Consider the following 21149-nt stretch of genomic DNA (forward strand, 5'->3'; position numbering starts at 1 on the left):
ACTTGGCGTCGCCGTGGTTCTTGGTAGCATCGCGCGCCAACGGACTCCAAAGGATGCAGTGCGATGAGGCGAGGAACCACGGCCCTGTGGGCGGCAACCTTCCTGCTGTTGGGCGGGTGCAAGGACAAGGCCGCCGATGCGCCGGCCGCGGCGCAGACCCCGGCCACGGCGAGCGCGCCCGCATCCGCCGCGCCCGCCGACGCGAGCGCCGCGGCGCAGCCGGCCGCCGCCGAGGTGCCGGCGCCGGGCCAGGTGCTGGCCGACATCTACGGCGTCAAGGGCGACGGCTCGGCCTCCTACGCCATCGACAACGGCGCGGTGGCCAGCTTCTGGTACGGCTACCGCTTCGACCTCGGCGGCAAGCAGTACTACACCGGGTTCGCCAATGCCACCGGCGGCAAGTACGACAAGCCCGGAGACCCGGCCGGCGACCAGGACCTGCCCGACCCGGCAGCGACCGTCAGCATCAGCCAGGCCACCTACGTGCTCGACAGCGCCGGCGGCAAGCCGGCCTGGACCCTGTTCCACGCGCAGCGCTGGGCCGGCGACTTCGGCTCCGACGGCAAGGCCGACACCCTGGACGAGCAGCGCAAGCCGCAGAGCACCGAGACCAAGGACGGCCACCTGCTGCTGGCGCTGCCGACCACCCGTTTCGCCGACGGCATCACCAGTACCGGCTTCGCGGTGTTCACCTTCGACCCGAACAAGAACGATCTCGGCGACTACAAGGGCTGGGTCTACCTGGGCACGGTCGCCGCCGGCGAGGACAACAGCGCCGCCTGCGACGACCAGGGCACCATGAAGTGCGCCACCAGCACCGGCACGCTGAGCTTCGTGCCGCCGACCAGCGGCAGCGTGCCGTCGCTGCGGGTGGCCCTGCAGGGCACGGCGGTGGAGGGGCCGGGCAAGGTCCGCACGCTGGGCCCCGCCGACGCCGTCACCTACACCTACGACCCCGCCAAGCAGCGCTACACCCCGCCGCTGGACCGCTGAACGGGCGGCGCGGGGAGGCGACGCGGCGCGTACGGCGGCGGTGGTTTCGGGCGTAGGACCTGGTTTAAGATGCGCCCCACGGGGCCTGATGATCAGGCGAGTCATTCGCGAGCGGCATGGGATGCTGCACTCGCCCGAAATGCCGGCGTGGATTGCCGGCGTGCGGTTCGCCATGCGCGACCGCCATCACCGCCCCTGCTCGGGGCCGCAGTGCACGTCACCGTCGTTCCGTCCGCAACCGCGCCCGCGGGGAGTCTTCGTGCTCCGCGTCAGGCGTCGCGTCCGCGTCGTGCGTCGCCCATGCCAGGGCGGACGCGGCGGCGGTGCGCGTCGGAATGTGCAGGTGGGTTCTTCCGGCTTCTTCACCGAATACAGGATGTTCTGGACATGTCGAACGACAACAAGCGCGCCGCTCCCGAAGTGCCACCCGATGCGGGCAGCGTGCTGTACCTGATCTACGGCTGGGACGGCGATGGCGCCGTGTCCTACGAGATCGACAACGGTGCCGTGGTGAATTTCTGGGGCGGCCGGCATTTCGAGCTGGACGGCAAGCAGTACTACACCGGTTTCAGCTATGCCACGCCGGGCCAGTACGGCATCGACGATGCGGAAACCTTTCCGAACCCGGGCGAGGGCGTCTCGCTCGGTGCCGCCACCTTCCAGCTGACCACCCCGGGCGGCGAGCGGCCGTGGATGGTGCTGCATGCGCAGCGCTACGTCGGCAGCTTCGGCGCGTATGCGCGTGCCGATGCGTTCGATACCACGCGCGCGCCGCAGCAGCATGCGCTGGGCGACGGCCGGCTGCTGCTGGCCTTGCCGACCACCCGCTTCGGCAACGGCATCACCGAGGCCGGCTTCGCGCTGTTCGTCTTCGATCCCAACCGGCACGACCTCGGCGATTACCGCAGCTGGGTCTACTGCGGCACGGTGGCGGCCGGCGAGGACAACGAGGCGGCCAGCGACCCGGACGGCGTGGTGCCGCACGTGTCCAGCACCGGCACCCTGGAATTCCAGGCGGTGCCCGGCCAGGGCATGCCGGCGCTGCGGGTGGCGCTGCACGGCACCGCGATCGCCGGTCCCGGCCGCGCGCGCCTGCTCGATGGCAGCGACGTCCTGCAGTACGCCTACGACCCGGACAGCGGCCAGTACCAGCCGACGCCCGACGCATGACCCCACGGCGCGCGGCGGCGCGCCGGTGGACGCAGCACCCGATGTTCCGCAGTACGCAATCGTTCTGTTGACCGCGCACTAACAAGCTCATGGACGAGCTCGGTTGACCCAGGCGGCCGCGATGGCCGTACCTCAACCTCAAGGAGTTACACGAGATGGCACGCGATACCACCAAGGCAGAGAATCTCGACATCATCGAGCGGGAAGCCAAGCAGCGGCAGATTCCGGTCGACGATTTCATGCGTTTCGCCTACATCGAAACCGGCGGCCGCTTCGACGAGCAGGCCAGCCGCGGTCCCAACAGCGCCAAGGGCCTGTTCCAGTTCACGCCCGGCGCCGCCAGCGCCTACGGCATCCGCGGTCGCGAGCTCGACGCGGTGGCCAACACCGATGCCGCCGCGCGCATGTACCAGGACAATCGCAACAGCCTGACCCGCCAGCACGAGCGCGACGGCCGCGCTTACCTGTCCGGCAAGGCGCAGCCCGACGGCCTGGACATGTACATGGCGCACCAGCAGGGCGCCGGCGGCTATCGCTCGATCCAGGCCGCGATCGCCACCGGCCACTTCGAGCTGAAGGGCACCCGCGCCAACATCCTCAACAACGTCCCGGGCGAAAAGGACGCGCAGGGCGCGCGCCAGTTCCAGGCCTACACCGGCACCTCGCTGGCCGACTTCAAGAAGCTGTCCGACCAGGACATGGCCAAGGCCTTCGTGAAGTACTGGGACGCCAAGTACGACCACATCGCGATCCCGGAAAAGGGCATCAAGCCGCTCGCCGAGGGCCAGAACGCGCCGGCGCCCGCGCGCACGCCGGCACCGGCCGGCGGCAAGCAGGGCGGCCACGACGGCATCGCGCTGACCGCCGCCTACGACCTGGGCGTCAAGCACGACGACGTGAAGTACGCGATCAACGTCAGCAGCAGCAAGTACTACCACCGCGGCGTGGACGGCAAGCACCTGTCGCAGGGCTACATCGACTGTTCCGGCTGGGTGACCGAGCTGCAGAACGCGACGATGAACGAGATCAACCGCAAGGCCGGCCGCGACGTGTTCACCCAGAAGGACATGCTGGTGCAGGGCATGTCCGGCTCCGGCGAAATCGTCAAGAAGGCCTTCGACAACTCCGGCGTGCTGCTGCAGGGCAAGGACGTGTTCAAGCCCGGCGCGCTGAAGGAAGGCATGGTCATCGGCGTGGATTCGGGCAAGACCGCGCACGAGCACTGGAAGGGCATCGACCACATCATGATGGTCGTGCGCGATCCCAAGAGCGGCGAACTGCTGGTCAGCCAGTCCACCGGCAGCAAGGGCGTCAACACCATGCCGCTGGACGACTACCTGGCCACGCACCAGAACGCCAAGCTGTTCGCCTCCGATCCGCTGGCCAAGGGCCGCGACCTGTTGCAGGACCGCCAGCAGACCCAGGCGCAGAGCCAGGGCACGCAGGAGCCGCGCACGGCGCTGAAGCCGGGCGAGCAGGGCGCCGACGTCAAGGCGATGCAGCAGCGCCTGATCGAACTGGGCGTCAAGGACGACCAGGGCAAGCTGCTCAGCGGCACCGGCTACTACGGCGAGCGCACCCAGCAGGTGGTCGCCAACCTGCAGCGCGAGAAGGGCCTGGCGCCGACCGGCATCGCCGACAAGGCCACCCTGGAGGCGATCGCCAAGCAGCCCGCGCCGGCCAAGGCCGACGCGGCGGCGCTGGCCGACAACCCGCTGTACAAGCAGGCCATGGACCACCTGCAGAAGCAGGGGCCCAACGGCGGCTTCAAGAGCGCCGACGAGATGCAGCGCGCCGCCGGCCAGGTCGCGTTCGAGGCCAAGGTCAGCGGCATGAACCGCATCGACGACCTGGTGCTCAGCGGCGACCGCCGCGGCCTGATCGCCGTGCAGCGCAATCCCGACAATCCGCACGACGTCAATCGTGCCTACGTGGACAGGCAGCAGGCCGCGGCGGTGCCGCTGGAGCGCAGCCAGCAACAACTGGCCGCCGAAACCCAGCGGCAGGCGCAAGAGCAGCAGCAGCCGGATCCGCAGCGCGAGAAGACCCAGACGCCGCGCTGATCGGTCTCGCGGCAACGGCCGCCGTCGCGCGTTGCGCGGCGGTGGTCGTGCGTGGAGATGCCGAGCGCTGCGCAAGACCGCCGTGCATGCGCCGGCGCGACATTGCCCAACGCCGGCCAAACACGATCACCTGCCATCGCGACGTGCGATGGACAGGGTGCACGACGATCGATTAGAACCTCGCCTTCCCGCTCGCGCAAACGACAAGGACGCAATCCGACCATGGCCATCGCCAAGGCGTTTCAACGCTCTTCCCTGCTGCTGTTGTGCGTGGCCGCCGCCGCGTGCAGTGCGCCGTCTTCCAGCCCCAGCCAGACGCAGGCACCGGCCGCTCCGGCGGCGGACACGGCGGCCGCCGCCTCCCCTGCCGCCGCGCACGATGCCGGTACCCAGGCCGATGCGGGCGCGGCCACGCCGGCTGCAGCGGCCGCGGCGCCCACCCCTTCCACCGCTTCAGGAGATTCCCCCGTGCTGCGACCGTCCTACGACACCTGCATCACCGCCGCCGGCGGCGCGACCCCGGCGATGCTGGACTGCATTTCCGACGAACACGCCTACCAGGACCAGCGCCTCAACACCGCCTACAAGGCGGCGATGGCCAAGCTCGGCGAGGCCGAGCAGCACGCGCTGCGCGAGCGGCAGCGCAAGTGGATCGCCGAGCGCGACGAGAAGTGCGTCGCCGATCCGGACGGCGGCCAGGCCGAGCGCGTGGATGCGGCCGAATGCCGGCTGGAAATGACCGCGCACCGCGCCGACGAACTCGAAGCGCACTGATTTCACCCCTGTATCGAACCCGACGCGCGGCGCTTTCCACGCCGCGCGTCCAGCCAAGGAGATAGCGATGAGCGACAAGGATTGGGAACTGGGCCAGACCTCCAAGCACTACGAGACCGGCGGCCGCGGCGCGTCGACCGTGTCCTCTGGCGTCGACGACCCGGGCGGCGTGTCCTACGGCTCGTACCAGATGACCTCGCAGACGACGACCCGTGAGGGCAAGGTCATCAACGGCGGCACCGTTGCCGCGTTCGTCAAGGACAGCAAGTACAGCGACGACTTCGCCGGCCTCAAGCCGGGTTCGGACGCGTTCAGCGCCAAGTGGAAGGAACTGGCCAAGACCGACCCCGGCTTCGGCCAGGAACAGCACGACTACATCAAGCGCACCCACTTCGACAAACTGGTCGACCGGCTCAAGGACAAGGGCATGGACCTGTCCGACCGCGGCCCGGCGGTGCAGGACGCGATGTGGAGCACCGCGGTCCAGTACGGCCCGGGCAGTGACAAGAAGCCGGGCGGGTCCGGCGTGTTCCTGCGCGCGATGGAAGAGAAGTTCGGCAAGCAGGCGGATCTGTCCAAGATTTCCGACAAGGAGATCGTCAGCGCGGTGCAGGACTACAAGGCCGAGCACGTCAAGGAGCTGTTCCCGCGCGTGCACAAGCAGAAGACCCTGGACTCGCTGGAGAACCGCGCCGAGAACGAGAAGGCCGACCTGCTCAAGCTGGCCGACCTCGGCAAGACCGTGGCCAAGCCCGGCGAGCAGCGCGACGGGCACACCGCGCCGAAGCCGCACGACGGCCAGCGCGAGCCGGCCGCGCACAACGGCGTGCTGGCGCGCAATGCGCAGGGCGAGGCGGTGAAGGGCCTGCAGGAGAAACTGGCCACGCTCGGCTACCTGGAGGCCAAGGATGCGATCGGCACCTATGGCCCGAAGACCGAAGCGGCGGTGGAGAAGTTCCAGCAGGACCAGCACCTGAAGGGCGTGGACGGCAAGGCCGGCCCGGAGACGCTGGGCGCGATCGACCGTAGCGTGCAGCGGCAGCAGGGCGTGGAGCAGATGCGGCGCGACAGTCCGCTGTTCGACCAGGCGGTCGCGCAGCTGGAAAAGCAGGGGCGCAACGGTGGCTACGGCGATCGCGAGTCCATGCAGCGTGCGGCCGGGCAGTTGGCGTTCGAGGCCAAGGTCAGCGGCATGTCGCGCATCGACGACCTGGTCGCCAGCACCGATGGCCGCGGCATGATCGCGGTGCAGCGCAATCCGGAGAATGCGCACGACGTGCATCGCGCCTATGTCGACCGCCAGCAGGCGGCGACCGTGCCGCTGGAGCAGAGCCAGCAGCAGCTGGCGGCCGAGACCCAGCGCCAGGCGCAGGAGCGGCAGGTGCAGGACCAACAGCGCACCCAGACCCAGGCGCAAGCCCCCGGGCGCTGACGCGCGCCGCGCAGGGCGGCCATCGGCACGGGCCGGTGGCCGTCCTGCATCCCGCGACCGCGCATCCAGTTGCAAACGCGTCGCGACAGGACAGTGGCGACGGCCATGGCCTATGCTGCGCACATGCCGCATGACCGCCGCTCCCGCCACCGCAGTCCGTCGCGCCCCTGGCGCCGGCATGGCGCGTTGCGCGCGGTCGGCCTGGCGCTCGCGCTCGTGATCGCGGCTGTCGCGCCCGCCGCAGAACCGACCACCTCGCCGGCGACCACGCCGGCGCAGGCGGGACTGGTCGACGTGCACACGCTGGCGCCGGACATCGCGATGGACATCCGCTACGCCGGCCACGACAACTTCACCGGGCGTCCGGTGCCGGGCTACGACGCGCCCAAGTGCTATCTGCTGGCGCCGGCCGCGCAGGCCTTGGCGCAGGTGCAACGCGACCTGCAGGCCAAGGGCTACCGCCTGCAGGTGTTCGACTGCTATCGGCCGCAGCGGTCGGTGCGCGCCTTCGTCGCCTGGGCGCGCGATCCGCAGGATCAGGTCGCCAAGGCGCGTTACTACCCCAAGCTGGAAAAAAGCGTGCTGCTCGGCGACTACATCGCCGAGCGCTCCGGCCACAGCCGTGGCGCCACCGTCGACCTGGGCCTGCTGGACTGCCGCCACGGCGCTTGCCGGGCAGTGGACATGGGCACCGGCTTCGACTTCTTCGACCCCAGCGCGCATACCGACACGCCCACCATCGACGCCAACCAGCGCGCGCATCGTCAGCAGCTCCTGAAGGCGATGGCCGCGCGCGGCTTCGTCAACTATCCGATGGAATGGTGGCACTACACCTTCCAGCCCGAGCCCAGCCCCGGCGTCGCCTTCGACGTGCCGGTGCGCTAGCGCCTCCTCGCCTTCGCTACGGACCATCCATGACCGGCACGCACCAGTTCGTCGACCTGCAATGCCCTTATTGCGGCGAGTGGATCGATGTCGCGCTGGATCCGTCGGTGGACGTGCAGCAGTACGTCGAGGACTGCCAGGTGTGCTGCAAGCCGATGCTGATGACGGTGCGCTGGGACGAGGACGGCGCGCCGGTGGTGAGCGCGATCGCCGAAAACGCCAGTTGATCCGGGCGCCGGCGCGGTGCCTCGTACGCCGATGCGCGACACCCTCTAGACTTGCGGCCTTGCCGACCGAGGACACCCGATGAACCTGCCGCTGCATTTCGGCCTGCTGGGCTCGCTGGAAGCCGGGCTGATCGCCTTGGCGGTCGGCTTCCTGGTGTATGCGCTGTGGCAATGGCTGGGCCGGCGGCTGGGCTGGTCCGAGGGCCAGCAACTGGGCGGCGCCTGCCTGATCGCGGTGGCGGTGTCGGCCGGGATCGACTGCTGGAACCTGTTCTACACCAGCATCGTGCGCCTGGAGTCGCCGCTGTACGCGCGCATCGCCCTGGCCAGCATCCACGATCCGGACGAACTGGGCTCGCGGGTGGTGCTGGAAGTGGCCGGCGCACTCTCCGGCGTGGCCCTGGCGTGGGTCGTATTCAGGGCGCGTTCAAGCGAAAGCGCCGACGACGGCGGTCACGAAACACGCTGAAACAGACATTTTCTTTCTGCAATCCAAACGTCTCGAATGGACGCCTTACTGCTTGCTGACGGAATCCTAACCAGTGCGGTAGCGCGCTGCGCGGACGCCGTGGTTAACGAAGCGTTTTGCGGCAAATTTCGACAGGGAATGGATTCAGTCTGAGACCGGCACGGTAGCGTCGTGTTCCGGAATCGACCGGACATGCCACACCGAGAGAGCCAAGGAGAATCCACCCATGAACATTCGCACCCGCACCCCGCTGATCGGTACCGTCGCCATTCTCGCCGCCGCGCTGGCCCTGCCGGCGTTCGCCCAGGACGCACAGGCCGATGCCGCCGCGCAGGCGCAGACGCAGTCGTCCACCAGCGCCACCGGCCAGAGCGGGCAGGCCGGCGCGGCCTCGGGCGGTGCCCAGACCTGGGCCGACGTGGACGCCGACAAGGACGGCGCCATCAGCAAGCAGGAGGCGCAGGTCAACGCCGGTCTCAGCCAGATCTTCGCGCAGGCCGACGCCAACCACGACGGCAAGCTGACGCCGGACGAATACAAGGCCTACGTCGCCAAGCAGCAGGGCGGCGCGGCGACCGGCAGCGACAGCAACGGCGGCCAGTAACGGGAGCGGTACCGGCACGGCGGTCGCGCGGCGATGAGGACGCGCGCCGCCTGGCCGGGACCGATCCTGGTGCACCACGGGCATCGTGTTGCACGCTGACGCTCCACCACGACGGCGGCCTTGGGCCGCCGTCGTGCGTTGTGCCTTCGGGCAGTGTCTGTCGTCTATTGGTCGGCGACCCGCTGCTATGCTTGGCGGATGACGCCGACACCTACCGCCTTGCGTTCCTCTCCCATCGCCCTGGTCGGTTTCGACGGCGACGACACCCTGTGGAAGAGCGAGGACTATTACCGCGACGCCGAGGCCGCGTTCGAAGCCATCCTCGGCCAGTACCTGGACCTGCAGGACGCCGGCACCCTGCAGCATCTGCTGGCGGTGGAGCGCCGCAACCTCGCGGTGTTCGGCTACGGCGCGAAGGGCATGACCCTGTCGATGATCGAGGCGGCGATCGAGTTGACCGACGCGCGCATTTCCGCGCACGACATCGGGCGCATCGTCGAGATCGGCCGGGCCACCCTGCAGCATCCGGTGGAGGTGATCGCCGGCGTGCGCGAGGCGGTGGCGGCGATCGCCGCCGAGTTCGAGATCGTGCTGATCACCAAGGGCGACCTGTTCCATCAGGAAGCCAAGATCGAACAATCCGGCCTGGGCGAGCTGTTCCCGCGCATTGAAATCGTGTCGGAGAAGGATCCCAAGACCTACGCCAAGGTGCTGTCCGAGTTCGGTATCGGTGCCGAGCGCTTCGTGATGATCGGCAACTCGCTGCGGTCGGACGTGGAGCCGGTGATCGCGCTCGGTGGCTGGGGCATCCACACGCCGTACACCACCACCTGGGCGCACGAGGCCGAGCACGGGCTGTCGGCCGACGAACCGCGCCTGCGCGAAGTGGCCGCGGCCGCGGACTGGCCGCAGGCGGTGGCCGATCTCAACCGGCATGCGGCGAGCCTGCAGCAGGGATGAGCGACTCCGCTGCCTGGCGGAGTTGGTGTGCCGGCCTGGTCGTGTCTCGTAGGAGCGGCTTCAGCCGCGACCAGGCCTTCCCGGTGCAGCCCGGTCGCGGCTGAAGCCGCTCCTTGTATCTGGACATGTCGCCCCTAAACAGGCGTCATGTCTTCCGACTGATCATCGGAGGAGGTGTGGGAGGTCCAGTCGCTCCTAAAGCTTCGAGCTTGCATCGTAGATCGGCTCCGCCCTCCACATGCTGGCCCTTGGGTGTCCGAACGGTATCCAGAGTCCGCCCCCCCGGGCGTGAACTCGCATCGACAAGGCAGGACCGGGCCCAGCGCCGATCATGACCCTGACACGATGGAGGAATCGCACATGTCTCCCGTCATCGGCATCGACGTCGCCAAACGCAGTTTCGATGTGGCCATCGAGCTGACCAATGGCAAGCACCGTACCAAGGCCAAGTTGTCCAACGATGCCAAGGGCTTCCAGGCCCTGCAGGCATGGCTGCAGACGCATGCCCAGTCCGATAGCTGGATCGCCATGGAGGCCACCGGCACCTACCACCAGGCGCTGGCCGAGTTCCTCCACGCACGAGGCTATCGGGTGTGCGTGCTCAACCCGGCACAGACGGCCGCGTACGCACGCAGCCAACTCAGCCGGGTCAAGACCGATCGCAGCGATGCCAAGCTGATCGCCAGCTATGCCCTGCGTCACCGCGAGCAGTTACGCCGTTGGTCCCCTGATCCGCCGGCGCTCAAGCAGCTTAAAGCGCTGGTGCGCCGGCGCCAGGATCTGCAACAGATGCTGCAGATGGAGCGCAACCGGCTGGACGTCGCTCCGGCCCAGGTGAAGGACTCGATCCAGGTCCATCTGGCCGATCTGCAACACCACATCGCCCAGATCGAGCAGGCCATCGATGACCATATCGACCAGGATCCGACCTTGCGTGGGCAGCGCGAGCTGCTGGTGAGCATCCAGGGCATTGCCGACACCAGCGCGGCCTTGATGCTGGCCGAGCTTGGCGATGTGAGGCGCTTCGCCGATGCCTCGGCGGTGACCGCCTTCGCGGGCCTGAATCCGTGCCTGCAGGAGTCGGGCGAGCGCAAAGGCCACGTCTGCATCTCGCGTACCGGCTCGTCCCGCCTGCGCGCGGGCCTGTTCATGCCGGCCCTGGTGGCCATGACCCACAACCCGATCATCCGGGCGCTGAAACAGCGGCTGAGCGAACGCGGCAAAGCCGGCAAGCAGATCGTGTGCGCCGCCATGCGCAAGCTCCTGCACCTGGCCTACGGCGTTCTCAAATCGGGCACGGCGTTCGATCCGAAAAGGGGCCTTGCCTGCTAGGGGGTAAGACGGTATCTACAAAAGCCCGCGATTGCGCCCCGTCGTGCTCTCTTGCTTGGTTCAAACGTTTTGTTGATCCCTGCGCTAGCCGGCCGCAGTCAGTAACACCATGTCCACGCGGTGCTGCCGACAACGGTCTGTCGGTGAGCAGGGGCGCGCTTGCGTCGATGCGCCGCGTGCGCGTGGCCGCGGTGGGCACCACACTGCCGGTCGCCGTGTCACCGAGGCCGCAGTGCGCAGCTGCCGGTTGACCTGCTCCGTCACGCGCGCTGACAGCGCCCGCCGCCTCCGGCAGAATCGGCGCATGCGCCTGCCTCCGTCTCCTGCCGGTCTGTTCCTGTGCGTCGCGCTGTGCATTGCCGGCCCGGCCATGGCGCAGAGCACGGCGGCGTCCGCGCGCGCTCCTGCCGCTGACACTACGGACGCCAAACCGGTGGAGGTGCCCGGCACCGAGGATGCCTGGATCGATCGGCAGTTGCTGGACATCGACCGCTACGCCGCGCGCTACCCCGACAGCTTCCTGGACGAGGTGGCGCGCTACGCGCAGATGCCGCGCGGCTATGCCGAGGTGCTGCTGCGCGATCGGCGCTGGCCGCCGCGCGATGTCTATGTCGCCGCGTTCCTCGCCAAGGCGGCGGGACGGCCCTACCGCGAGGTGGTGCGCGCACGCACGGCCGCCGGCGTCCCGGCCGGCTGGGCGACCGTGGCGAGCGACATGGACGCGCCGCCCGGTTCGCTGGCCTACCGCGCGCTGCGCCATGCCATCGTCGCCAGCTACGACCACTGGGACCGGCCGATCGTGCTGGACGCGCTGTTGCGCCGGCAACTGGGCGACCGCGCCGCACGCGACCGCGCCGCGGCGCAGCCGCAGGACGGGTCGACGCGCACGCAATAAGCGCGGTGCAGCACGACGACACAGAGCGGCCGCCTGCACGTGCGCCCATGTCGTTGCGCGAACGTCCCGTTGCCTGCACGGCATGCAGGCAACGTTATTCATCCACTTCAGCGCGCACGAGCCCCTCTCCCCCCGGGAGAGGGGTTGGGGTGAGGGTCGGGGCGCGCAGCGCCTCACGCAGTTTGGATGCACGAGGCTGCGCCCGGACCCTCATCCGCCCCTGCGGGGCACCTTCTCCCGGCGGGAGGAGGAGACAGCGGTGCCGGCCACTCCCGTGCTGCACCGGTACGCACCGCCCATTCATCCACACTGGCCGCGCGGCGGCCGCGGCGCGAGAATAGGCGTTCTGCCGGCCCTGCTGCCGGCGCCACCGCCGCTCCGGACCGCCCGATGACCAACGCCTTCGTTTCGCCCGACGCTATCCGCAGCCTGTTCGCGCAGGCCATGTCCGACATGTACCGCACCGAGGTGCCGCTGTACGGCACGCTGATGGAGCTGGTGGCGCAGGTCAATGCGCAGACCCTGGCCGCGGACCCGGCACTGGAGGCGCAGTTGCAGCGCAACGACGAACGCGCGCGCCTGGACCAGGAGCGGCACGGCGCGATCCGCGTCGGCACCGCCGAGGAACTGGCCACGCTGCGCCGCCTGTTCGCGGTGATGGGCATGGCGCCGGTCGGCTACTACGACCTGTCGGTGGCCGGCGTGCCGGTGCACTCCACCGCGTTCCGCCCGCTGGAGGCTGCGGCGCTGGCGCGCAATCCGTTCCGCGTGTTCACCTCGCTGCTGCGGCTGGAGCTGATCGAGGACCCGGCGCTGCGCGAACAGGCCGCGCAGATCCTCGCCAAGCGGCGCATCTTCACCGACGGCGCGCTCGCGCTGATCGCGCAATGCGAACGCGACGGCGGCCTGGCCGACGCCGACGCGCAGCGCTTCGTCGCCGAGGCGCTGGAGACCTTCCGCTGGCACAGCGACGCGACCGTGAGCCTGCCGACCTACCGCGCGCTGAGCGAGGCGCACAAGCTGATCGCCGACGTGGTCAGCTTCCACGGCCCGCACATCAACCACCTGACCCCGCGCACCCTGGACATCGACGCGGCGCAGGCGGAAATGCTGCGCCGGGGCATCGACGCCAAGGCGGTGATCGAAGGCCCGCCGCGTCGCGCCTGCCCGATCCTGCTGCGCCAGACCAGCTTCAAGGCGCTGGAGGAAACCGTGCGCTTCCCGGCGGGCGCGGACGGCGCCGAGGCCGGCACCCACACCGCGCGGTTCGGCGAGATCGAACAGCGCGGCCTGGCCCTGACGCCGAAGGGCCGCGCGCTGTACGACGCGTTGCTGGAACGTGCACGCGCCGCCGATGGCAGCGCCAGTGCCGACTACGCCACGCGCCTGCAGGCCGCGTTCGCCGATTTCCCCGACGACTACGCCACCCTGCGCCGCGAGGGCCTGGGTTATTTCCGCTACGCCCTGACCGATGCCGGTCGCGCCGCCGGCGCTGCGGCCCTGGCCGGCAAGCCGGCCGAAGCGCTGATCGCCGACGGCCTGGCCAGCGCCGACCCGATCGTCTATGAGGACTTCCTGCCGGTCAGCGCCGCCGGCATCTTCCAGTCCAACCTCGGCGGCGGCGAACAGCGCGCCTACGCCGCGCACGCCAACCGTGCCGCGTTCGAGCAGGCGCTGGGCGCGACGGTGCACGACGAGTTCGCGATCTACGCCGGTATCGAGCGCGATTCGCTGGAGGCGTTGGCGGGTTGAGGCGGGGATTGGGGAATGGGGATTGGGGAATCGCAACAGCGGTTTCCCATCGTCGTGTCGCCACACGCACACGACTGATGTGGCGGTGCGTTGTGAGTGGGCTGCAGTCCCGATGGTGTCCGAAGCCGAAGACAACAACGCTGCTCACACCACCGCGCGTCGCGGCTGAAGCCGCTCCTACCAGGGCGCGGTCGGCGCGACGGAGACGCTGTGGGAGGGACTTCAGTCCCGACTGCATCCGAAGGCGACCAAACAGCACATCGCCGCATCGCAGCCGAAGTTGCTCCTGCATGAGATGCATGCGCGGTAATGAACCGCGTGCTGTTGCCTAGCCACCGGCGCAGCAGCGCCAGCCTGCGCGATCTCGGCCGCGCAGCCGCATCGAACGCGACTTACCCCGCGTAACGCGCCTTCAGCATGGCATACGCCGAACGCAGCGCCAGTGCTTCGCCACCCGCCGGGCGGCCGGGGCGGTCGCTGTCGTTCCAGGCGTACACGTCCAGGTGCGCCCAGGCCTGCCGTGCCGGCACGAAGCGCTCCAGGTACAGGGCCGCGGTGACTGCGCCGGCCATGCGCGAGCCGGCGTTGGCCAGGTCGGCGACCGAACTGGTGAGGTAGCGCAGGTAGGGGCGCCACAGCGGCATGCGCCAGACCGGGTCGCGGGTGCGCTCGCCGGCGGCGATCCAGGCCTGCGCCAGCGTGTCGTCGTTGCTGAACAGCGCGGGCAGGTCCGGACCCAGGGCGATGCGCGCGGCGCCGGTCAACGTGGCGAAATCCAGGATCGCGTCGGGGCGCTGCTCGCTGGCGTAGGCCAGCGCATCGCACAGCACCAGGCGGCCTTCGGCGTCGGTGTTGTCGATCTCCACGCTGGTGCCCTGGCGGGTGGCGATCACCTCGCCGGGGCGGAACGCGTTCGGGCCGACCGCGTTCTCCACCGCCGGCAGCAGCACGGTCAGCCGCAGCGGCAGCCGCTGCGCCATCACCAGTCCGGCCAGCGCCAGTGCGTGCGCGGCGCCGCCCATGTCCTTCTTCATGTTGCGCATGCCGTCGGCCGGCTTCAGGTCCAGGCCGCCGGTGTCGAAACACACGCCCTTGCCGACCAGCGCCACGTGCGGGTGCGCCTCCTCGCCCCAGCGCAGCACCAGCAGGCGCGGCGCGCGGTGCGAGGCGCGGCCGACCGCGTGGATCGCCGGGAAGTTCTGCTCCAGCAGCGCGTCGCCGACGATGCTCTCGAACTGCGCGCCGTGGTCCTGCGCGATCGCGCGTGCGGCCTCTTCCAACTGCTCCGGCCCCATGTGCTCGGTCGGCGTGTTGACCCAGTCGCGCACGCGCAGGCTGGCGGCGATCAGGTCGCACACTTCGGCCTGCGGCGTGGCCAGCAACTGTGCCGGCAGCCGCGGCGGTTGCTTGTAGCGGGCGAAGCGGTAGCTGCCCAGGCCCCAGCCCAGGTGCAGCGCCGCCAGCGTGTCGGCGTCCAGCGGGCTGTCCACGCGCCAGGTGCTGCCGGCCGGCAGCGCGAACGGCGCATGCGCATAGGCATAGGCATCGCCGCGATCGCCGACGCCCAGCACCGCCGCGGCCACGCCGTCGGCGCCCGGCAGCAGCAGTACGCTGCCCGGCGCGGCCATGAACTGCTGGGTGTCCATCCACGCCACCCACGCCGGCGATTGCGCCGCGCGCCATTCGGCCAGCTGCTCGCGGTCGAGCACGTACAGCGGCAGCGCGTGGGTGGAGGTGTCGGTGAAGCCGGTCGGCAGGGACATCAGCGGATCCTTGGAAGAGGGAGAAGACCGGTGGGCGAGAGGGCGCGGATCAGGCGCGCGCCGCGTCGGCCGGCTGGGTCGCGTCCAGCCAGTCGGCCAGGCCGGTGAGGGTGTCGAAATGCAGGTCGGGTGGGGTCGGCGGATGCCAGGCCTGCGCCTCGCGGTTGATCCAGCAACCGCGCAGGCCAGCCTGCATCGCACCGACCACGTCGATCTCGATATGGTCGCCCACGTGCAGCACCTGTGCGCAGGGCAGGCTCAGGCGCGCGCAGGCGGCGCGGAAGATGCCCGGGTCCGGCTTGGCCGCGCCGTGTTCGCGGGCACTGAGCTGGAAGGCGAAATGGTGGTCCAGGCCGATCGTGGCCAGATCGGCGTTGCCGTTGCTCAGCGCCACCACCGGTACGCGCGCGGCGATGCGCTCCAGCGCGGCGATGCTGTCCGGGTAGCACTCCACCTGGTTGCGCGCGGCATGGAACACCGCATACGCAGGTTCCAGCAAGGCCTCATCGGCGTCGCTGTCCTGCAGCGCACGGCGCAGGGTCAGCCGGCGCAGTTCGCTGAGGTCGTGGTGCAGGTGCGGATGCGCGGCGAACACTTCTTCGCGCAGTTGCCGCATCGCCGCGACCGGGAAGCGCGCGGCGGTGGCCGGGCTGTGCTGCAGCAGCCAGTCGTGCAGCACCTGCTCGATGCGCGCGCCGATCGGCGCGAACGGCCACAGGGTGTCGTCCAGATCCAGCGTGATCGCGCGGACGGGGAAGGTGGGCATGGAAGTCACCGGCGCATTTTACGCCAAGCGCCGCCGCCGCCGCGGGCCGGGCCCGGTAGACAGCACTCGCGCGCTTCCGCCAATCCCCAATCCCGACTCCCCAATCCCGGCCTCACTCCAGCAAGCGCGCCCAACGCTGCATGCCTTCGACCCGCGCCAGCACCATCTTGATGCACACCAGCAGCGGCACCGCCAGCAGCAGGCCGATCATGCCCCACAGCCAGCCGAACAGCATCAGCGCCAGGATCAGCATCAGCGGCGAGATCGCCATGCGCCGGCCGAGCACGATCGGCGTTACCACCTGGCCTTCCAGCGTGTGCAGGGCCAGGTACAGGATCGCCGGCAGTGCCGCGCTCAGCGGTTCGCGGAAGGCGACGAAGCCCATCAGCAGCATCAGTACTGCGCCGATCAACGGCCCCACGTACGGCGCGAAGTTCAGCAGCGCCACCACCGTGCCCCACAGCAGCGCTTCCTGCGGCGGAATGCCCAGGAGGATCAAAATGCCGGCGAAGATCAGGCCGACCAGCGTATTGATCACGGTGATGGTCAGGACGTAGCGCGAGACCTCGCGTTCGATCGAGCGCAGGATCTCGGTAGTGAATTTCTGTTGCTGGCGGCTGGGCAGCAGCGCGATCGCATGGCGCTGCAGATTCTCGCCGAACACCATGAAGAAGAACGTCAGCAACACCACCGCCAGCGCCGAGGCGGCCACCCGCGGGGTCCGCACCAGCGCCTTGTACGGGTCGTCCATCTGCGTGCGGATCACCTGCACGCGGCGTCCGCTCTCGCCGCCGGCGGCGCGGGCGAAGTTCTCCGCGGCCTGGTTGGCCTGCTGCATCGGCTTGGTCAGGTCGCGCACCTGGGTGGCCAGATGGCGCAGCTGTGCCGGCGCCTGCTGCGCCCACTCGGCGGCGGGGCCGGCCAGTTGCACGGTCAGCGTCGTCGCTACCGCTATGCCCGACAGCAGCACCAGCAGCGCGGCCAGGAAGCGCGGCAGGTACAGCCGTTGCAGCATGCGCAGGATCGGGTTGCCGACCAGGGCGAAGAAGGCGGCGAGCAGGATCGGCAGGATCACGTCCTGCGCGGCCCACAGGGTGTAGCAGACCGCCAGGGTGGCCAGCACCACCAGCGAGACCGGTCCGCGCGGGCGCGGTGCGGGGGGGGGCGGCAGGGTGCCGTGCGGCGTGTCGTCGGCGACGGCCGCGGGATCGGGAACTGTGCTCATCGGACCTGCGATGCAGTGGCCGCGGCGCGCGCCGCAGTGCACGCGCCGAACGGCGTCGAAAAGGAAGCGAAGTGTAGGCCGGATCGTGGCCGGCGCGATATCAAGGCGGCGTGGCCGCCGCGTGCGCGCGGCGTGGCGGCCCAGGCCAGCCACGCGCGGATCCCAGGAACGTCAGTCCTGGCCCTGGCGCTCGGACAGGTCGGTCGCCGCTTCGGCCGCGGCGGGTTGCCCGGGGCGGGAGGCCATCGGCGGCCGCGGCGGCTGCGGGCGGGCAGCGGATGGGGGAACGGGTGCAACGGGTGCAACGGGGGGCGGGGCCTGGGTGGCGGCATCCACGGCCGCATCCTGTGCGGTGTCCGCCGCTTCCTCGGCATCGTCGGAGGCGCGCTCGGCGTCGTCGGACGCGCTCTTGGCGGTGGTGGCGTTGATCAGGCTGGAGACCGCGCTGAGCATCTGCAGCCAGCGCGCGCCGCCGAGCTTGCCGACCACGGCCGCCGGTTCGGCGCGACCGACCAGGAAGCCGGTGCCGAGGCCGACGATCACGATCCGCCACGGCGTCCAGCCTTCGCGCCAGACCTGCTGCAGGGTCGTCCAGTGCGTGCGCACTTGCTCCTGGCGTCCTTCCAGCACCGCTTCGGCGCGGGCGATGCGGTGCTGCAATTGCCGCAGGGTCATGGCGTGGCCTCGCGCTTGGCGACATCCTCGTCGCCGTCCTCGTCGTCGCCGCCGATGCCCAGCTTGGCCAACTGGCGGCGGGTGGCGTCGAGCTTGCTCATGTCGAAGTAGCGCAGCGCCTGCCAGGCGCCGAGCGCTGTGACCACCAGGCTGAAGGCCGCGGTCGCCGAGATCGACGCCAGCCACGACCAGCCCATGCGCTGCAGCAGGGCGATCATCGCGCCCATCAGCAGCATCCACGCCGACGCGCCGAACGCCACCGACACGGTCAGCCACACCAGCGCCCGCGCCAGGGCGGCGCGGGCCAGGGCCAGGTCCGCGGCCACCAGCTTGCGCAGCGCGCGGCCGGTATCCAGGGTGGCATTGAGTCCTTCGCGCCCGGCCGTGCCGAGCGCGCGGAAGGATTCCTCCAGCGACGGTGCGGCCGCGGCGTCCGCCGCGGCGCCGTCGGTGCGGGCCTGCTCCTCGCTCACGCGCGGCTTACTTGTCGCCGCCGCTGCGCGCCAGCTTGGCGATGATCCAGCCGGTGGCGAAGGCCACGCCAAACGAGGCCAGCGGACGCTCGCGGATCAGTTCGGCAGCGCTGTCGATCAGGTCGCGGCCTTTGTCCAGCAGCACGTCCACCTGCTCCTTCGCCGCCGCGCCGCCGAACTCGGCCGCCGCCAGCCCGGACAGCGCGCTGTCGGACAGTTCGGCCTTGACGTTGGCCTTGCCCAGCTTCAGTTCTTCGCCGGCGGCACCGGCAGCGCCCTTGATCGCATCGCCGGCGTAGCTGGCCGCGGACTTCAGGTGCGCGCCGGCTTCGCTCAGGTTGTCCTTGAGGTTCTCGGTATTGGTCGGGCTGGCATTCATGGGCATGTCTCCTCTGGGGTTTGGGGGCCTGCCGTCCGCCATCGCGGACGCTGCGCAGAACGGGGCGACACCAATACCATCGGCGGGGTGTACGGGGTGTTAGCTCGTCGCCGCACGCGGTGCGCCATAGTGTCGGCGCTCGCCGGCGAGCAGCCAAGCCCCGGAGGAACTGTCATGCACGCGTACGGCAACCGGAGCGGCCATGCCGGCGTGGTCGCCTACGACAGCGGCCCGGACTGGATCGTGCTGCGCTTCGCCGACGGCGCCACCTACCGCTACGACCGCCAGCATCCCGGCCTGCTGCACGTGATGGAGATGCAGCGCCTGGCCGCGGCCGGGCGCGGCCTCACCACCTATCTCAACCAGCACGTGCGCGACGACTACGCCGCGCGCCTGGCCTGAGCGGCTGGCTCACTGCATGACCAGGTCGGCCTGCGCGCCGCCGCGCACCACGCGCAGCACCAGTTGCGCCGGCTTGCGCGCGAAGTTGGCGCGGTAGCTGGCCAGGTCGGCGAACTCGCCGACCGAGGCGGCCACCACGATGTCGCCGCTGGCCAGGCCGTTGCGCGCCGCACGGCTGCCGCGCGCCACGTTGCCGATCAGCACGCCGGAGATGCCGGACTGGCGCAGCGATTCGGGCAGGTCGGCGAAGGTGGCGCCGCTCAGCCGCGGATCCAGCGACTCGCCGCTGATCGCGCGCGGCTGTTCCTTGAGCGTGGCCTTGAGCTGCAGCGGCTTGCCGTCGCGGCGCACGTCCAGGGTCACCGTGCTGCCCACCGGCTGCAGGCCCTCGTAGTTGTGCAGCGCCTCGGCGCTGTCCAGGCGCTCGCCGTTGGCGCCGGTGATCACGTCGCCCGGCTGCAGCCCGGCGGCCGCGGCCGCCGAGCCGGCCAGCACCCGCGTCACCAGCGCCCCGCGCGGCGCCGACAGGCCCAGGCCCTGCGCCATCTGCGTGGTCAGGTTCTGCGTCTCGATGCCGAAGGTGCCGCGGATCATCACCCCGTTGTTCTTGATCAACTGGTCGACCACCGCGCGCGCCAGGTTCGACGGGATCGCCAGGCCCAGGCCGATGTTGCCGGCCATGCTGCCCTGCGGGTTGAAGCTGGCGGTGTTGATGCCGACCAGTTCGCCGCGCAGGTCCACCAGCGCGCCGCCGGAGTTGCCCGGGTTGATCGAGGCGTCGGTCTGGATGAAGTTCTGGTAGCCCAGGCCGCGGATGCCGTTGCGGCCCATCGCCGAGACGATGCCGGAGGTGACGGTTTGGGTGAAGCCGAACGGGTTGCCGATGGCCGCGACGAAATCGCCCACCCGCAGCTTGTCGCTGTCGCCCAGGCGGATCTCGGTGAGGTTGTCGGCCTTGATCCGGATCAGCGCGATGTCGGTGTCCGCGTCCGAGCCCATGAACTCGGCCTTGAAGCTGCGCCCGTCGGCCAGGGTCACCTGCACGTCGTCGGCGTTCTCCACCACGTGGTGGTTGGTCAGCACGTAGCCGTTCTTCGCGTCGATGATCACGCCCGAACCCAGCGATTCGTTGATGCGCTCCTGCGGGATGTCCGGGAACAGGCGGCGCAGGATCGGGTCGTTGAAGAACGGATTGCGCACCCGCACCACCTGCTTGGTGTTGATGCTCACCACCGCCGGCATCACCTTCTGCAGCATCGGCGCCAGCGATGGCAGCGGCTCGCCGGCCACCGTGGAGGGCAGGCGCGCGGCCCCGGACAGCGGCGGCGCCGCGACCGGCGCGGCCTCGGCGCGGTTGTCCAGTTGCGCATTGAGCGCGGTGGCGGCGAAACCGCCGAAGGCAGCGGCGGCGGTCAGGGTCAGCAGCGTGGGCAGCGGTCGCATGGGGTCGGTTTCCGGGGAGCGCGGGAGACGTGGGGCAGATGGGCGCGCGTGCGCGTAAATCAAGATGAACGCGCGGCGTTTAACCGCCAGTGAAAGCGTTCCGACGCCACCTGCGCAAGGCCGCCAAGGCGCCCCGCGTGCACAGCCGCTCGACGGCGTGTGATCGGCGCGCGACGACGTTGACAGTCGGCCTGCCCGGCGTTAGCGTTCACGCTTGCATTAGCCACTACATGTAGCGGTATCGATTCGGTACGGCACTAGAACTAGGGCTTTCTTCACCAGGACTTCACATCCAGGGGCACGCTCGGCGGTGCATGACGGGACGGTGACAGGGGACGTCGCGAATTCGGGGAATTTCGGTCGGTCGAGGGCTGGCGCCGCGTGCGCTGCCGCGACCGTCGCTGCCGTGCAGCGCAAGTGCGATAGAGACAAGACACACGGCGGATGACCACCCATCCGCCCCATCG

At 69.9% G+C, this 21149-nt stretch carries 21 protein-coding genes; 14 read left to right on the forward strand and 7 right to left on the reverse strand.

What is annotated here, in order from left to right:
- Positions 1 to 63 precede the first annotated feature (63 nt).
- The 13 genes from AC1PMG_RS02625 (at position 64) to hglS (ending at position 13556) form a co-directional block, all read left to right on the forward strand.
- On the forward strand, positions 64 to 993 hold the full coding sequence (locus AC1PMG_RS02625; RefSeq protein ID WP_481110552.1) for a hypothetical protein: 930 nt from the start codon (positions 64 to 66) through the stop codon (positions 991 to 993).
- A 387-nt stretch (positions 994 to 1380) separates the two neighbouring features.
- A complete protein-coding gene (locus AC1PMG_RS02630) occupies positions 1381 to 2163 on the forward strand; it encodes a hypothetical protein (RefSeq protein WP_481110553.1) in 783 nt (260 codons plus the stop codon).
- A 155-nt stretch (positions 2164 to 2318) separates the two neighbouring features.
- Entirely contained in the window at positions 2319 to 4226 is a 1908-nt protein-coding gene (locus AC1PMG_RS02635; protein ID WP_481110554.1) for an XVIPCD domain-containing protein, read from the forward strand.
- 222 nt (positions 4227 to 4448) lie between these two features.
- The gene (locus AC1PMG_RS02640; RefSeq protein ID WP_481110555.1) at positions 4449 to 5000 is read left to right on the forward strand and encodes a lysozyme inhibitor LprI family protein; all 552 of its coding nucleotides are present in this window, start codon (positions 4449 to 4451) and stop codon (positions 4998 to 5000) included.
- Between the two features lie 67 nt (positions 5001 to 5067).
- Complete coding sequence (locus AC1PMG_RS02645) at positions 5068 to 6432, forward strand: VgrG-related protein (RefSeq protein ID WP_481110556.1); 1365 nt, start codon at positions 5068 to 5070, stop codon at positions 6430 to 6432.
- 123 nt (positions 6433 to 6555) lie between these two features.
- Positions 6556 to 7317 carry a M15 family metallopeptidase gene (locus AC1PMG_RS02650; protein WP_481111596.1) on the forward strand — a complete coding sequence of 254 codons (762 nt, stop codon included), beginning with the start codon at positions 6556 to 6558 and terminating at the stop codon, positions 7315 to 7317.
- Positions 7318 to 7346: 29 nt separating this feature from the next.
- Complete coding sequence (locus AC1PMG_RS02655) at positions 7347 to 7544, forward strand: CPXCG motif-containing cysteine-rich protein (protein WP_010340161.1); 198 nt, start codon at positions 7347 to 7349, stop codon at positions 7542 to 7544.
- A gap of 79 nt (positions 7545 to 7623) precedes the next feature.
- Entirely contained in the window at positions 7624 to 8013 is a 390-nt protein-coding gene (locus tag AC1PMG_RS02660; RefSeq protein WP_481110557.1) for a hypothetical protein, read from the forward strand.
- A gap of 226 nt (positions 8014 to 8239) precedes the next feature.
- Positions 8240 to 8617, forward strand: coding sequence for an EF-hand domain-containing protein (locus tag AC1PMG_RS02665; protein ID WP_481110558.1), 378 nt, complete (start codon positions 8240 to 8242; stop codon positions 8615 to 8617).
- Between the two features lie 198 nt (positions 8618 to 8815).
- Entirely contained in the window at positions 8816 to 9577 is a 762-nt protein-coding gene (locus AC1PMG_RS02670) for an HAD family hydrolase (protein ID WP_481110559.1), read from the forward strand.
- A gap of 360 nt (positions 9578 to 9937) precedes the next feature.
- Entirely contained in the window at positions 9938 to 10909 is a 972-nt protein-coding gene (locus AC1PMG_RS02675) for an IS110 family RNA-guided transposase (RefSeq protein WP_481109034.1), read from the forward strand.
- Positions 10910 to 11213: 304 nt separating this feature from the next.
- Positions 11214 to 11804: a hypothetical protein gene (locus tag AC1PMG_RS02680; protein ID WP_481110560.1), complete on the forward strand. Its 591-nt coding sequence runs from the start codon at positions 11214 to 11216 to the stop codon at positions 11802 to 11804.
- Between the two features lie 390 nt (positions 11805 to 12194).
- A complete protein-coding gene (gene hglS / locus AC1PMG_RS02685) occupies positions 12195 to 13556 on the forward strand; it encodes a 2-oxoadipate dioxygenase/decarboxylase HglS (RefSeq protein ID WP_481110561.1) in 1362 nt (453 codons plus the stop codon).
- A gap of 392 nt (positions 13557 to 13948) precedes the next feature.
- Here the strand turns inward: hglS and AC1PMG_RS02690 are convergent, their stop codons facing one another.
- From AC1PMG_RS02690 to AC1PMG_RS02715, 6 genes are all read right to left on the reverse strand, one after another.
- A complete protein-coding gene (locus AC1PMG_RS02690) occupies positions 13949 to 15319 on the reverse strand; it encodes a leucyl aminopeptidase family protein (protein ID WP_481110562.1) in 1371 nt (456 codons plus the stop codon).
- Positions 15320 to 15368: 49 nt separating this feature from the next.
- Positions 15369 to 16085 carry an HAD family hydrolase gene (locus tag AC1PMG_RS02695; RefSeq protein WP_481110563.1) on the reverse strand — a complete coding sequence of 239 codons (717 nt, stop codon included), beginning with the start codon at positions 16083 to 16085 and terminating at the stop codon, positions 15369 to 15371.
- Positions 16086 to 16197: 112 nt separating this feature from the next.
- Positions 16198 to 17310, reverse strand: coding sequence for an AI-2E family transporter (locus tag AC1PMG_RS02700; RefSeq protein WP_481110564.1), 1113 nt, complete (start codon positions 17308 to 17310; stop codon positions 16198 to 16200).
- Positions 17311 to 17481: 171 nt separating this feature from the next.
- A complete protein-coding gene (locus AC1PMG_RS02705) occupies positions 17482 to 17985 on the reverse strand; it encodes a hypothetical protein (RefSeq protein ID WP_481110565.1) in 504 nt (167 codons plus the stop codon).
- Positions 17982 to 18458 (reverse strand): phage holin family protein, encoded by a 477-nt coding sequence (locus AC1PMG_RS02710; RefSeq protein WP_279361759.1) that lies wholly within the window; start codon positions 18456 to 18458, stop codon positions 17982 to 17984. The genes AC1PMG_RS02705 and AC1PMG_RS02710 overlap by 4 nt, the downstream gene beginning before the upstream one ends.
- 7 nt (positions 18459 to 18465) lie before the next feature.
- Entirely contained in the window at positions 18466 to 18837 is a 372-nt protein-coding gene (locus AC1PMG_RS02715; protein WP_010340149.1) for a hypothetical protein, read from the reverse strand.
- Between the two features lie 174 nt (positions 18838 to 19011).
- Between AC1PMG_RS02715 and AC1PMG_RS02720 the strand changes: the two genes are divergently transcribed.
- Positions 19012 to 19239 carry a hypothetical protein gene (locus AC1PMG_RS02720; protein ID WP_160957736.1) on the forward strand — a complete coding sequence of 76 codons (228 nt, stop codon included), beginning with the start codon at positions 19012 to 19014 and terminating at the stop codon, positions 19237 to 19239.
- Positions 19240 to 19248: 9 nt separating this feature from the next.
- Here AC1PMG_RS02720 and AC1PMG_RS02725 read toward each other — a convergent pair whose 3' ends face one another.
- Positions 19249 to 20682 carry a Do family serine endopeptidase gene (locus tag AC1PMG_RS02725; RefSeq protein WP_481110566.1) on the reverse strand — a complete coding sequence of 478 codons (1434 nt, stop codon included), beginning with the start codon at positions 20680 to 20682 and terminating at the stop codon, positions 19249 to 19251.
- Positions 20683 to 21149 lie beyond the last annotated feature (467 nt).

This window comes from Xanthomonas sp. NCPPB 2250 (assembly GCF_056725265.1).

Coding starts and splice junctions, on each gene's coding strand:
- AC1PMG_RS02625 (WP_481110552.1), top strand. CDS start 64: ATGAGGCGAGGAACCACGGCCCTGTGGGCGGCAACCTTCCTGCTGTTG.
- AC1PMG_RS02630 (WP_481110553.1), top strand. CDS start 1,381: ATGTCGAACGACAACAAGCGCGCCGCTCCCGAAGTGCCACCCGATGCG.
- AC1PMG_RS02635 (WP_481110554.1), top strand. CDS start 2,319: ATGGCACGCGATACCACCAAGGCAGAGAATCTCGACATCATCGAGCGG.
- AC1PMG_RS02640 (WP_481110555.1), top strand. CDS start 4,449: ATGGCCATCGCCAAGGCGTTTCAACGCTCTTCCCTGCTGCTGTTGTGC.
- AC1PMG_RS02645 (WP_481110556.1), top strand. CDS start 5,068: ATGAGCGACAAGGATTGGGAACTGGGCCAGACCTCCAAGCACTACGAG.
- AC1PMG_RS02650 (WP_481111596.1), top strand. CDS start 6,556: ATGCCGCATGACCGCCGCTCCCGCCACCGCAGTCCGTCGCGCCCCTGG.
- AC1PMG_RS02655 (WP_010340161.1), top strand. CDS start 7,347: ATGACCGGCACGCACCAGTTCGTCGACCTGCAATGCCCTTATTGCGGC.
- AC1PMG_RS02660 (WP_481110557.1), top strand. CDS start 7,624: ATGAACCTGCCGCTGCATTTCGGCCTGCTGGGCTCGCTGGAAGCCGGG.
- AC1PMG_RS02665 (WP_481110558.1), top strand. CDS start 8,240: ATGAACATTCGCACCCGCACCCCGCTGATCGGTACCGTCGCCATTCTC.
- AC1PMG_RS02670 (WP_481110559.1), top strand. CDS start 8,816: ATGACGCCGACACCTACCGCCTTGCGTTCCTCTCCCATCGCCCTGGTC.
- AC1PMG_RS02675 (WP_481109034.1), top strand. CDS start 9,938: ATGTCTCCCGTCATCGGCATCGACGTCGCCAAACGCAGTTTCGATGTG.
- AC1PMG_RS02680 (WP_481110560.1), top strand. CDS start 11,214: ATGCGCCTGCCTCCGTCTCCTGCCGGTCTGTTCCTGTGCGTCGCGCTG.
- hglS (WP_481110561.1), top strand. CDS start 12,195: ATGACCAACGCCTTCGTTTCGCCCGACGCTATCCGCAGCCTGTTCGCG.
- AC1PMG_RS02690 (WP_481110562.1), bottom strand. CDS start 15,319: ATGTCCCTGCCGACCGGCTTCACCGACACCTCCACCCACGCGCTGCCG.
- AC1PMG_RS02695 (WP_481110563.1), bottom strand. CDS start 16,085: ATGCCCACCTTCCCCGTCCGCGCGATCACGCTGGATCTGGACGACACC.
- AC1PMG_RS02700 (WP_481110564.1), bottom strand. CDS start 17,310: ATGAGCACAGTTCCCGATCCCGCGGCCGTCGCCGACGACACGCCGCAC.
- AC1PMG_RS02705 (WP_481110565.1), bottom strand. CDS start 17,985: ATGACCCTGCGGCAATTGCAGCACCGCATCGCCCGCGCCGAAGCGGTG.
- AC1PMG_RS02715 (WP_010340149.1), bottom strand. CDS start 18,837: ATGAATGCCAGCCCGACCAATACCGAGAACCTCAAGGACAACCTGAGC.
- AC1PMG_RS02720 (WP_160957736.1), top strand. CDS start 19,012: ATGCACGCGTACGGCAACCGGAGCGGCCATGCCGGCGTGGTCGCCTAC.
- AC1PMG_RS02725 (WP_481110566.1), bottom strand. CDS start 20,682: ATGCGACCGCTGCCCACGCTGCTGACCCTGACCGCCGCCGCTGCCTTC.